The 13,024-nt window shown below is 53.8% G+C and carries 10 protein-coding genes; 3 read left to right on the top strand and 7 right to left on the bottom strand.

Annotated features, from left to right (window positions below; all coding sequences use genetic code 11):
* Positions 1–48 precede the first annotated feature (48 nt).
* The 3 genes from ABEA66_RS24230 to ABEA66_RS24220 are packed head-to-tail and all read left to right on the top strand — an operon-like array spanning position 49 to position 3,443.
* Positions 49–1,338, top strand: coding sequence for an FG-GAP repeat domain-containing protein (locus ABEA66_RS24230; protein ID WP_345591523.1), 1,290 nt, complete (start codon positions 49–51; stop codon positions 1,336–1,338).
* Complete coding sequence (locus ABEA66_RS24225; RefSeq protein WP_345591521.1) at positions 1,331–2,038, top strand: response regulator transcription factor; 708 nt, start codon at positions 1,331–1,333, stop codon at positions 2,036–2,038. Before ABEA66_RS24230 ends, ABEA66_RS24225 begins: the two co-directional genes overlap by 8 nt.
* On the top strand, positions 2,028–3,443 hold the full coding sequence (locus ABEA66_RS24220) for a sensor histidine kinase (protein WP_345591519.1): 1,416 nt from the start codon (positions 2,028–2,030) through the stop codon (positions 3,441–3,443). Before ABEA66_RS24225 ends, ABEA66_RS24220 begins: the two co-directional genes overlap by 11 nt.
* 132 nt (positions 3,444–3,575) lie before the next feature.
* Here ABEA66_RS24220 and ABEA66_RS24215 read toward each other — a convergent pair whose 3' ends face one another.
* From ABEA66_RS24215 to ABEA66_RS24185, 7 genes are all read right to left on the bottom strand, one after another.
* Positions 3,576–5,870, bottom strand: a complete 2,295-nt coding sequence (locus ABEA66_RS24215; protein WP_345591517.1) for a glycoside hydrolase family 88/105 protein — start codon at positions 5,868–5,870, stop codon at positions 3,576–3,578.
* A 13-nt stretch (positions 5,871–5,883) separates the two neighbouring features.
* Positions 5,884–7,617, bottom strand: a complete 1,734-nt coding sequence (locus tag ABEA66_RS24210) for a hypothetical protein (RefSeq protein WP_345591515.1) — start codon at positions 7,615–7,617, stop codon at positions 5,884–5,886.
* Between the two features lie 23 nt (positions 7,618–7,640).
* Entirely contained in the window at positions 7,641–8,300 is a 660-nt protein-coding gene (locus tag ABEA66_RS24205; protein ID WP_345591513.1) for a hypothetical protein, read from the bottom strand.
* A gap of 12 nt (positions 8,301–8,312) precedes the next feature.
* On the bottom strand, positions 8,313–9,260 hold the full coding sequence (locus tag ABEA66_RS24200) for a sugar phosphate isomerase/epimerase family protein (protein ID WP_345591511.1): 948 nt from the start codon (positions 9,258–9,260) through the stop codon (positions 8,313–8,315).
* A 102-nt stretch (positions 9,261–9,362) separates the two neighbouring features.
* Entirely contained in the window at positions 9,363–10,235 is an 873-nt protein-coding gene (locus ABEA66_RS24195; protein ID WP_079908678.1) for a carbohydrate ABC transporter permease, read from the bottom strand.
* A 32-nt stretch (positions 10,236–10,267) separates the two neighbouring features.
* A complete protein-coding gene (locus ABEA66_RS24190; RefSeq protein ID WP_345591724.1) occupies positions 10,268–11,125 on the bottom strand; it encodes an ABC transporter permease in 858 nt (285 codons plus the stop codon).
* A 168-nt stretch (positions 11,126–11,293) separates the two neighbouring features.
* Positions 11,294–12,892, bottom strand: a complete 1,599-nt coding sequence (locus ABEA66_RS24185; RefSeq protein ID WP_345591509.1) for an extracellular solute-binding protein — start codon at positions 12,890–12,892, stop codon at positions 11,294–11,296.
* Positions 12,893–13,024 lie beyond the last annotated feature (132 nt).

Genomic DNA, 13,024 nt, shown 5'->3' with positions numbered 1-13,024 from the left:
CGGTGAGGGTACACCCCTCCAGCCAAACAGAAAGTAGGCGAAATCAACTTGCTAGCCAAATCTTGGCCCACTATCCTGCTATTCATGATTCTGACAGTCCTGATCAGCGGATGCTCGCTGTCCAATGATCCGCAATCCTATATGCGAATGCCCAAGCTTCCGGAAGAGAAGGAAAGCTTGAAGCAGATGATTCAATCGGCGCTGCCCAGCGGAGCCTCTATTATCCGTCCCAAGAAGTCGGCCGATACCGGCTCCATCTATATTAAGGATCTCGATAACGACGGCACGCCTGAAGCGGTCGTGTTCTATCAGACACCCGATAAGGAAATACGCATCAAGGGCATGCTCTGGCAAAAGAATGGCGACAGCTGGACGCTGCTGAGCGAATTTGAAGGCGACGGGTATGAGCTGGATACCCTTCTGTTCGAGGACGTCACCCAGGACGGCGTCACAGACCTGTTGGTCGGTTTTTCCGGCGGCGCCAAAATCAATAAGGGCCTTGTCGTCTATCACTTGGACGGACAGCAGCTAACCAAGCTGTATCAGACTCCTTATACGGAAATGGTCGTGGACGATCTGAATCAAGACCAGGTGAAGGATATAACGATTTTAACTATGGATCGCGGCGTTGCCGCCAAGTTAACAACGGTCCAATATTCACGGCAGTTTCAAGCCATCGGAACCGTAGATCTGGACCCCTATGTGAACGGGTATTACAACATCGCTGCGGGAAATGTTACAGGGTCAAAGAGAGGCTTGCTGCTTGACGCCGGACTTGGGGCTCACTCGTCCAGCACGCAGCTGGTCTATTTTGATGGCGGTCAGCTTGTCAAAGCATTCCCCGGTGACAAAGCTCCCTTTAACCCGGGGTCTACCAAAAGCGGCGATTATAACGGAGACGGCATTATGGAAATCGGACTTCTCGTTGCACCGAAGGGCTCGGAGGAGGAATCATACGCCACTACGCCGTGGATTACTGAATATTACCGTTGGGACGGTCAGCAGGGGTTGGAGAAGCAGCCGCTTTATAAGCGCTATTATGATTATACCAACAGCTTTTATTTCGATATTCCGACCGAATGGAACGACTCCTTCCGTGTTGCAAGGGATCCCGAAGGGAATGCGATTCGCTTCCTGGCTCTAGATCGGGATGAAGCTCTCGTCGAATGGAAGACGATTCCGAGCGAAAACAGGAACGACGCCGATCCCGAATGGCAGGAAATTGGAAGAACCGAAAAAACAGTCACTCTCCTGCATCTAACCGAACAAAGCAGGCCGTACGTCCAACAATTTCATTCTGTAATAGAGCTTGAGCAAAAGGGGGGTTCCCATGAATAAAGTGCTGATTCTTGAGGATGAGGAATCCATCCGAAGCTTCATTGTCGTCAATTTGAAAAGAGAAGGTTTCCATAGTATCGAAGCCGCGACCGGTGAAGAAGCGCTGCAGCAGTTCCGCCGGCATCCCGATCTCGGAGTGGCGCTGCTCGATGTCATGGTGCCAGGACCTGACGGCTTCGAGGTATGCCGGCAAATCCGCGAAGCTAACGAACGGGTGGGCATTATCTTTTTGACCGCCAAGGTTCAGGAGAAAGATAAAATATTCGGTCTCTCCCTTGGAGCCGACGATTATATAAGCAAGCCGTTCAGTCCCGGCGAATTAATGGCGAGGGTACAATCCTTGCTGCGCCGCGTTCAGCTTCAAAGCTGGACACCCGTCCAGCATGACATACTCCGCTCCGGCCCTTTTGAGCTTCATAAGGAGCTGCGGGAGTTCAGGAAGAACGGCTCCGTCATCGATGTGACACCTACCGAGCTCGCTTTGCTCTGCATGTTTATGGAGCATCCCAACATTCCTTTAAGCCGCGACAAGCTGCTGGACGAAGTATGGGGAGCCAACTACATTGGCGATCCGAAAATGGTCGACGTCAATATTCGCCGTGTCCGGCAAAAGATAGAAGACGATCCTTCCAAGCCGGCCTTTATCGAAACGGTCTGGGGGCTTGGCTACAGGTGGAAGGATATGGGTCATGAAACGTAAAGGAATCAAAAGAGTCGTCGTATCCCACTATGTGCTCGTCGTGCTGCTGACCTTGATATTGGCCGAGAGTGTCTTTCTGTATTCGGTCAGAACCTTTTACTATAACAGCATAGCAAGCAATTTGAGCAACCACGCTCAGGTGTCTGCTTCCTTCTACAACAAGTTCCATAATAATCTGAACGTGCTCATGTTCGACAGCCAGCTTCCCGAGGTGATCGAATCCTTCGCGCACGATAATGCGGAGCTTCAAATTCTGAGCAATCAAGGGATGGTGCTGGCAAGCACCAGCGGATTCGCCGTCCATGAGCAGATCAGGACCAAGGATGTAAAGTCCGCCGCACAAGGCGATACGAGCCGGTGGGTTGGCAGGAATGCAAATACCGGAGAAAGGGTGCTGGCCGTCTCTACGCCGCTGGAGTGGAATGGACAGCCCATCGCCCTGCTTCGCTACGTCACTTCCTTGGAGGAGGTCGATCATGTCATCCGCAATCTGACTAATATCGCCCTGCTCATCGGCTTGGTCATTCTGGCTACCGTTTCCTTAATCAGCCTGGGGCTGGCCAACTCGATCGTAAAGCCGATTAACCGGATTACAGCCGCTTCCGCCTTAATGGCCAAGGGCCGGCTCGATACCCGGGTCGACGAAGGCTTTAAATACGAATTAGGGGATCTGGCCAAAACCTTGAATTACATGGCGCAGGAAATCGTAAAAAGCGATCAGCTCAAAAACGACTTCATCTCTTCGATCTCCCACGAGCTGCGGACCCCCTTAACCAGCATCAAGGGTTGGAGCGAGACGATCCTGCTGGGCGATATGAAGGATCATGAGGAAACAAGAACCGGGCTTAAGGTCATCTCCAAGGAGACGGACCGCTTGGTCGGGCTTGTGGAGGAGCTTCTCGATTTCTCCCGGCTGGAGCAGAAGCAGCTGGCTTTGGACGTCCAGCAGGTTGATCTGCCTCAGCTATTGAATGAAGTGGTGCTGCAATTAGCGGCAAAAGCGAAATCCAAACAAGTCACATTCATATACGATGATAAGGACATCGACGGATCCATACTAATTCCGGGGGATGAAAACCGGCTGAAGCAGGTCTTTCTCAATATTGCCGACAACGCAATCAAATTCGCTTATTCCGATACGGCTATTAGGGTTACGATAACGGAAGAGGAATCGGGCTATCTTGGCATAAGGATTCATGACCAGGGAGTGATCATTCCTGAAGCGCATTTATCGAGGGTCATGGAGAAGTTTTATCAGGTTCATCCCCAAGGCGAAGGAACCGGTCTAGGTCTGGCGATTTGCTCGGAGATTGTTGCGCTGCACTCCGGCACATTGTCGATTACCTCGGATGAATCCGGAACTGAGGTTACTGTGCGGCTGCCTGGAGGACGAGAAGAAGCATGAAAAAGGCCCCTTAGATTTCATGGGGCCTGGTTCTGTTGAAAAGCCTACTTTGCGTGAACTATTGGTTTATTCAACAACACTGACCCCTCGAACAGCAAGGGGCCCTTTTTCATAAGGGGATATGCAGAGCTGTTATACAGCGCTCTGCTTCGCCTCCGCCAGATACCGCTTCAGCTTGGCGATTTCGGTTCCTGCAAGCATCATGATGCCGATCCCGTGATTATCGTTGGTGACGGTCAATAAATCATACTTGTAGTAATCCGGCGTAAAGGCATACCGCGAGCCGCTGCACACGCCGTGAACATTGCCCTGCCGGTCGATGGCGCACCGAGCCAGGCCCGCCCATGCCTTGAAAGCGGCGGCAGTAAAGCGCTGCGGATCATGCAGCCATTTGAAGCGGACTCCTCGTGCGAAGGCATAGGCGAACATCGCCGTGCACGACGCCTCCTCATAGGCCTCCGGATCATTCAGCACCTGATGCCACAGCCCGCTATCCGCCTGAAGCGCGGCATACCCTTCGCACAGCTCGCGGAAGAAGCCGTGCAGCTCCGGACGCAGCGCATGATCTTCCGGCAGCGCCTCCAGTACCTCGGATAGCGAGAACAGCGTCCAGCCATTGCCGCGCCCCCAAGGGATACCGGTCGCTGCCCCATATTTGAAATCATACACGTGGGACACGATACGCTCATCGGGCAAGAACAAATAGCTGCGGAACAACAGGAACTGCCGAGCCGCTTCATCCAGCGCTTCCGGCCTCCCGGTTACTTGAGCGAACCGGCACAGGAACGGCGCGCTCATGTACAAGTCATCGGCCCACATCGTATTCTCCGAGTATTCATCTGCACATACCCGGTAGAAGGCTCCGTCGTCCTTACGCTCCAACCGGTTCAGCATGAAATCCGCGATCCGGTCCGCTACAGGAAGAAACCTTAAGTCCCCGCAATCGCGAAATGCTTCCAGCATGGCGGAGCCGAACGAGCCGCAGTTATCCAGCATCTTCATCATGACGAGCTGCTGATTGATGGCGGGGAAGCCGTATCGCTCACGGTCCCATAGCGAGTACTCGTACAAATCGGTGCATGCCTGCACATGCTCAGCCGCATACCGGATCAAATCGGGCCGCTGCAGCCATCGTCCCGTCTGCAGCAGCCCGTAGACCGTGACGCCTAGGGGATAATCCCAGCGTGCATAGTTCGTCACGTTCCCAACGGTCCATTTATTGCTCAGCATGGAGTTCTCATAATAAGGACGAATCCAGGCATTCGGCAGATCCAGCTGCCAATACGTCCAGCTATCGGCAGACGGCTGAGCAGCATCAGCAGCACCGACACTCATAACCGCTGGCGAGTCCAGCGGGTACAGTCGATCCGTACGAACCCATTCATCGTACGGAAGCTCCAGCTCCGCGCCGAAAGGTCCCGCGTACAGCCATGGCGTTTCTGCTCCAAGCACCGGGATCGGGGCTGCCAGCTCGGGGCGGCTCGTTCCCTCTCCCGTAACCTGCAGCGAACAATCCCATGATGCCTCTCCGCAAACGCTGCGAACAAGGAGATCGTGCTTGCCCGCCGTCAGCCGGAAGCGGCCCGCGAAGGGGGCTCCGTGAGAGGCCTCGACGGCTAAGACAAGATCGCCGTCTACCCATACCTCGGCCGGACCAGACGAGCTCCCCTCAAGCGTGACCCACTCCTCTGTCATGCGGGAACAGTCCAGCTTGGTCCAGGCATAGGCCTGGCTCCCTGGCCTCCTGCCGAACAACCGCTCCAGCGTCGGAAGCCTTCCTGCGTCTTCATCCCACTGTACCCGTGGCAGCCAGCGTATGTCACGAGGATGTTCGGCTCCAAGCAGTTCCGGCACGTCCCATCCCTGTGGAATGAGGTCTTCCTTCACCGGCTCCGAGAAGGCCCATCCTGCCTGTCCCTGCCGTTCGGAGAACGGGGATAGCACGTTCAGAATGCGGACCTTGGCCTCGTCCGCTCCAATCAGGCAGCCGAAGCCGGCCGCCGTACAGCGAAACGAGAGGAACAGCGCATTCCAGCCTTTGACGAAATTCAAATTCAGCTTGGCGCTGGTACCCGGTTTCATCTCGTCTATAACATTCGACTGGTAGGCCAGCTCCCCATTAAAGAAAAATCGGACAGGACCTAGACAGCGAATCAGCAAATCAAGATTGCGTTCCCCATCGCTCCATACGAGCGCGCAGGCGTAGGCCGTCTGCCCGGGCAATGCAGCTGGAAACCGCCGGGCCAGATCAAGCTCATAGAGCCCCTCCTCATTTTGCAATATGCCGGAAGCGTAAAACGCCCGATAGGTGAAACCTGCCTGGGGATTGGCGCCCACGTACCGTTCGGCCAAAACCTTCAGGATGGCTGCATCGTCATCGCCGAACCGCGATGCGACGCTTTCTTGCTCAAGAAAGTAATGCGTCATACCCACCCTCCTATTACAGCAATCGGATCCTGACGGTTTTATCGAACGGCGTCACCCAGTTCAGATGGACATATTGGCAGCCTGCCGGGTGGCTGTCCTCGCGGACCTCCGTCACGAAATGCTCGTGCCCCCCGGGAGAGAGCTCGATCGCGTGAGCCCCTGCCGAATAGCGTGCGGCACCGCTTGTCAGCACATATCGCCCTTCGCCGATCGCTTCCAAGCCCTCGCCTTCCAGCTTGCCTTCAGCGCCTAGAATAAATGTCAGCTGAGTCAATACATCCTCCCTGTCATCCGAGACGATTCGAAGAGTCCATTCCGCTTCCCCTGGCGTCAGCTCTGCTCTCAAACGGTGGGACTGCACATGCGTCAGCGGCCTATGCTGGTGCGGAAGCAAATACCAAGGGCTGAGCTGTGTGCGCCCTTCCGGAAGCAGGTGCTTCGGGATCGGGCCTGTATAGCCTTTTTCCATCGTAATATCCAACGTATAGCCGGTTTCGCTAACGGAAAGCTCATCAAACTTCACAATACCCGGCGAAAAGGACGTGGACAGCTTCAAGCCGAGCAGCCTCACCTCACCGTGCCGCAGAGAAAAGAACGACGGCGTTCTCGTCATGATCGTGACGCTGGTCTCCTGCTCCCGTATGCGAACGAGCGGAGCACCGAACGCCAGATGCATGCTGCTATGCTGGATTTTCATATGATGACCTGCCGAATCGATAGCGCCGAGATGCTCCCGAATCGGATGTGAGCCATTGATCACCTTGACGTAATGATCCGGCAGCGCGGCACGCTCCAAACCGCTTATATCCGTCAGCTCGGGATACAGCAGCAGCTGCAGCAGCGCGTTGTTATTTACGCCTTCCGGTCCGCTGATGCAGAACCCGGCACAATCGGACATTGCGGCAAATAACGAATCCTTATCGAGTGCCGCCATCAGCCGGTAAGAGAGAAAATACGTACCCAGGTGATACGGATGGCCGAAATCCTGTCGGCCGGAATAGTCGGTGACAATTTCGCCGGAAGGATGAACGAGGTAGACCATCATGCGCAGATTGCGGCGGACTGCCTCCAGCAGCTCAGGTCTGCCCAGCACGCGGCCCGTATGATAGAGCGCAATATCGCTGACGGCATTGTAAATGCCGTTGCTGCGCTCGGTCCATTCACCGTCCTCAGTGATGTCAAGTCCTTCCGCGAGCCATTCCTCAGCCCTTGCTACAAGCTCCGGCAGCGGAAATATCTCGTAAAGGAGCGACAGCGCCGCCGTCAGCACCCAGCGGTGGTTCGGCGTATGGCAGCCGCCCGTCAGCATAGCGGGGATCGTCCGCTCCAGAAACCGCCGCAGCTTCTCTGCCGTCGGCTGTACGGCGGTCCAGCTGTGCCTGTGCAGCAGCTGGTACATTTGGGTCACTCCCCCTACGACGAAACCGGTGTCGGGAGGCGAGTTGAAGTTCGTCGAGCCGAGCGACACGGTCCCGTCCGCATGCTGGCGGTTCAGCATGAAATCGGCCGCCAGGTCCAGGGCCTTAAGAAGCTCCGGATCATGATAATACCTTGAATCCGGGTTAACCAATGCGCATGCCCAATAGGCCATCACACTAGGCGTGCCGCCGTGGTTCGGCCTCGGGATGCCCGAATCATCCATAATACCGCCCGCATATTTGTTCGAAGCGTCCTTTACTTGCTTGCCCAAGGTCGCTTGCGTCACGTCATCATATAATAGGACCAGCTTCTTATATGTCGAATCCATGGCTCTCTCCTCTTCTGGTTACATCATTCTAGGTACTTTGCTCTTAGGCGTTCCAATTCCCGTTCTATGCGAACCGGGATTTCTTCCGCCAAGTCAGCCCAATCTACGAACAGCCCATCAGGGATGTGATACGCTTCGAACTGCATCGACGGCTCGAATGCCAGCGAACGCAAATGCCGCTCGACCAGCCAATGGATCGCCGCATCCGCACTAACCCGGCTACGGAACATCTCCGGTACCGTCAAGCCGTCGATGCCGGCGTCTTCATTCGCCGCAGACCGCATGCCCGGCAAGAGCTCGAACAGCTCGGGCAGCGGCGAAAAGGCATGCTTGCCCGGCTGGGAATACAGCCGGACCTGCTTCCCCTCGACATTACTTCGCCCAGGCAGCAGCGATTTCAAATATTTGCCGTGGAAGCTGGCTTCCGCATCCGCGACCTCCCCATCCTGCCCCACATAAATCCATACATGCTCGAGCTCGTACAAATGCTGAATATCGTAGTCCCAGTAAATGGCATATTCGATTACGCAGGCTGTATCATTCGTGAACCGTATTTTTCTGCGAAATGACGGGGATTCCCCCGGCTCCCGAAATACAGTTACTCCTACCCTAACCGGATAAAACGGCTCCCGATGATCGAAATACAGCACAGGCGCATATTTCAGAGCCAGCTCGCGGTCCATGAAATCTCCCACCTACCCTCTCAAACCATCCAGCTTGCCGGTAATAATCCGATGGCTTTCCCCGATTTCGCCCGGCTGGCAAGCGGCTTTCAGCTCATACACCTTCACCTTCGCCTGTTCGATAGCTCCCAGGAAACGGTCAAAGCCTGTAAGATCGTTACTGTGCACATAGGGACACCAATGGTCGGACAGCTCCAGCGTCTCATGAATATGGACGCCATAGATATAGCGCTTAACCTGTTCCAACTCGGCGGCGTTATCATACAAGCCCATCCGCTCCATCATGGTCGCATGACCGATATCGTACCACAGATAGACAGGCGCTCCCTGAAGGCTATCACAGATCGTCTTCGCCTCCATCAGCGTCGGCATCTGATAGCAGCGCGAACGCGTCTCTATGCCAATGGCGACGTTCCAGCCCCGTTGTGCGGCATGCTCGCTCGCCTTCTCCAGACTTTCCTGAATCCGCTTCGTATATATCGGGCTGAGCCTCTCCCTCCGCTCCAGCATCTTCGCCCACAGCCCACGGTACGCCGCCGACTCCTTGCCTTCCTCGCGATAGACCTTCTTCAGCTCGGAGTCTATGTTGTACTCGAACGGAACCTCTCCCGGATGGACTACGACCGCTTTTGCCCCGTACCGGTGAGCATATTCCATCGACCGGACCAGCAACTCAACGGACCGTCCCCGCTTCGCCTCATCGTCGAAGCCGAGCATGACCGAATCGGTATCATAATCCTTGTCGGCAATATAAGGAAACACGTTGTGCACGCTGGATACTCCAATTTCCCCTTTTTCAATCATCGGTTCAATCGTAGTCATAAGCTCGTCGGTCACATTATAGTTCAGCTCGACATAACGAAATCCGAGTGACCGGATCTCCTCCACCATCTCCCTTCCGACCGTGTGCCGCTTAATATTCCAGCAGGTCGAAAACGAGTATTCTCCCTTATCCAGCATTTCTGCTCCCCTCCATTGTGTATTACCTAACGAACGATCTTTACGAAAACTAGCTCTTCCCGCAACACTTTCCGCAGTATTCGTTGCCCTAATAACCTGCACTCATCCTTTGACCGAGCCAAGCATAATCCCGGACACAAAATACCGCTGCAGCCACGGATACACGACCAGAATAGGCAGCGTCGCCACCACAATGCTGGCAGCCTTCAGGCTCTCCGGCAAAATTTGCACGATCTGCGCGCCCTCCATCTGCATCTGATCGGTCATCATGCTGTTCATAATCATTTGATACAGCTTCAGCTGAAGCGGATACAGGTTCGGGTCGGTGATGTAAAATAACGAGTCCATAAAGCCGTTCCAGCGGTTGACCGCATAGAACAAGCTTAGCGTTGCAATGGCAGGCATCGACAAAGGCAGAATAATCCGGATCAGCGTTCCGAAATGAGAGCTTCCGTCCAGCTCCGCCGACTCCTCCAAGCTCTTAGGAATGCCGTTAAAAAACGTGATTAATATAATCAGGTAGAACGGGTTTACCAGCAGCGGCAAAATCAGCGACCAAATGGTATTGACCAGGTGAAGCTCCTTCACCAGGATATATTCGGGAATGATCCCTCCGCTGAAAAACATCGTAAAAACGATCATATACATGAATACCTTGCGACCCTTAAGCTCTGTCTTGGTTAAAGGGTAGGCCGCAAAGATGGTCATAACCATGCACAGTACGGTGAACAGCACCGTAAGTCCGACCGACAGGCCCAGAGAGCGGATCATCGCCGCATCAGCCAGTACCCGGTTGTACGCCTCCCAATTCAGATCAACCGGAAAAATCGTCACATCTCCCGACATAATCGGCTTGTTGGAGCTGAGAGATATTGACAGGATATGCAGAAAGGGGGCCAGACATAGGATCAGAGCGACCAGCAGCAGCGCCGTATTGACTCCATCGAACAGGCGATTGCCCATTTTCGTGTTCATAAACGTACTCCTTTCTCTGTACGAGGAAAAGGCTACAGAATGCCTTCGTCAGTTGTTTTCTTGGAGATGTAATTGGAGGTCAGAATGAACACCAGCCCCACGACAGCCTGGAAGAAGCCGACCGCCGTAGCAACGGAATATTCCCCTGTCTGCATCCCGATTTTGTATACGAACGTGCTAAGCACCTGGGAAAATTCCGCCACCGTCACATTGCCGATAACAAAAGGACGGTCAAAGCCGATCTGCACCATTTCCCCCAGCTTCAAAATAAGCAGCACGATGATCGTAGATCGAATCCCCGGGAGGGTAATGTTCCAAATTTTTGCAAACCGTCCCGCTCCATCTACATCAGCAGCTTCATACAGCTCCTTGTTGATGGCAGTCAAAGCAGCCAAATAAATGATTGTGCCCCATCCGGCGCTCTGCCAGATCCCTGTGCCCAAGTACGTAACAAGCCAGTAGTATTTATCCGATAGAAACGGAATCGGACCGATTCCGATGTTTCCGAGAAGATGGTTAACCACACCCGAGTTCGTAGAAAATGCCTGATACACAATGCCGCCGATAATAACCCAGGAGATGAAATGCGGCAAGTACAGGATCGTCTGGGAAAGCTTCTTGAACCAGGCTCTGCCCAGCTCGTTAAGCATCAGCGCCAGCAAAATCGGGGCGGGGAACGAAAAGATCAAATCCAAAAAATTAAGCATAAAGGTGTTGCGCAGCGCGACATAGAACGCGTCCATTTTGAAAATTTCCCGAAACGTATCCAAGCCGATCCACGGGCTCTTGTTGATGCCCTGAAACAAGTTGAAATCCTTGAACGCAATCGTCACACCGTACATCGGGCCGTACTTAAATACAAGGAAGTAAGCAATAGGCAGCATCAGCATGGCATACAGCTGCCAATAACGATTTAAATAAGTTCCTGCACCTCGCACTTCTCTCAAGCCTCCTCCTGCCTCATCTAACCGTTTGCTTGCGAACCTTTGGGATGGGGGCCGGAGCCCCCTCCCGGGTTCTATCTATTTGCTTTTCCAGCCTAGGGATTTTCCAGTTGTTTACTTTTTCAACGATTTGTAGGCTTCCGTCCGTTCTTTCTTGATTTCATCGCCGCCGCTGGACATATAGTCCTTCAGCATCGCGTCGTAAACCTTGTCAAAATCCTCCGGCTTGGCCATCATGCATTTGACAAGCATTTCTTCGTATTTGTCCAGCAGTACTTTTCCGTACTTGACCTCGGCTTGAATAGGACGGTCGAAGCGAAGCGGAGCGATCCCGTCAGCCAATCCGTTCTGGAAGGATATGGCTGCATCAGCACGATAGGCTTCAGGTGCCGCAAGCGCCATCGCTTTTAGGTTTTTGGTTTTGTCGCCGAGATCCAATCCGTTCGATACCAGCCTCATATCTCCGGCGTTATACAGCAGATTTTTGGTTGCTTCATCGTCCTTCAGAATAGGAAGTCCGTCCTGAAGCGTATGGTTCTTCCCTTCCTCGCCGTTAGTAAGGCGGTTCAGGACATCCTTCTGCGCCATCCAGTTCAAATATTTCATGGCCGCTTCGCCGTTCTTGCTCGACTTCGGAATCATGATATACATCCCGGCCGGTTGATATGCAGGCTTGGAGTGCTTGCCTTCCTCGTTGGTATAAGGATCGATAGGCGTAATCTTGGCTCCTTGCACGTTCTTCTGCAGGATGCCTACCACTTCAGGGGCGGTGCCGTAGCTTTGCCCTGCATCCTCCGCATACAAGCCTACTTTGCCCGTCATTACGTCCTGCTGCAGCTTCTTCTTATCTTTATCCAGTGCGAAATCCGGCGAGATCAGTCCCTCATTGTACAGCTTGTTAAGGAATTTGACGCCTTCCTTATGTCCAGGCATCAGCGTCGGCTTATCGCCCGAACCCAGCAGTTGCATCAGCGTATAGCGTTCTTCCTCGGACGTTTTCTTAATAAACGGCCAGATGATCGGTTCATAGGAGGCCGGCGCCAGCGAGAAGCCTAACGGTATGGTACCGCTGCCGCCCGGACTTTTTTCTTTGAATGCCTTCAGCGTGTTATATACTTCCTCGGTCGTTTTCGGAACCGGCAGACCCAGCTTGTCGAGCCAGTCTTGCCGGATCATCGAGGAATACTTGCCCAAATACACGCGTTTGGCTGGGATAGCGTACTGCTTACCGTCAAATTTGCCGTAATTCAGCGTATCTTCACCGAGATAGCTTTTCAGATTGGCGCCGCCTGCATCTAGCAGCTTACCCAGATCCATCAAGCCGCCCTGCTGCACATATTTGTATACAAGATTCGGGTCGTAGGTGAACACAATATCCGGAGCATCCCCGCTCGCCATCAAAACGTTCAGCTTATCCACTTCCTGAGCCCGGGGGACAGGGACGAATTCCAATTTAATGTTATTGGGATTGCCGAACGCTTCCTGCACCCATTTGGTCACCAAATTGTTCGTAACGGTCATACCCGCCGGCGAATTGCCGCGGTCGAACACTTCGACCTTCAAAGTCACTTGCTCTTTAGAGCCGCTGCCGCCGCTTCCCGCCGAGCCTGATTGCGTTTGCCCCCCGTTGCTGGTACAACCGACCAATAAACCGAATGCCGTAGCTGCTGCCAATGCGGATGCCGCGTTTCGTTTAAGCGCTTTCTTTTTCAAGGTGATTCATCTCCTCTGCATCTGAGCTTCGTTATGATATCCTTCATGTCCCCCTAGATATATCCGTCTTGCGCTTTCTTTGCCCGATGGAGGACCGGCGGGATGTAATTCAAGTTATACAGGTCGCCCTGG

Source organism: Paenibacillus vulneris, from assembly GCF_039543185.1.
Classification (GTDB): Bacteria; Bacillota; Bacilli; order Paenibacillales; family NBRC-103111; genus Paenibacillus_S; species Paenibacillus_S vulneris.
The sequence above is the reverse complement of the archived record's forward strand: the minus strand, read 5'-3'. Positions and strand labels throughout refer to the sequence as shown.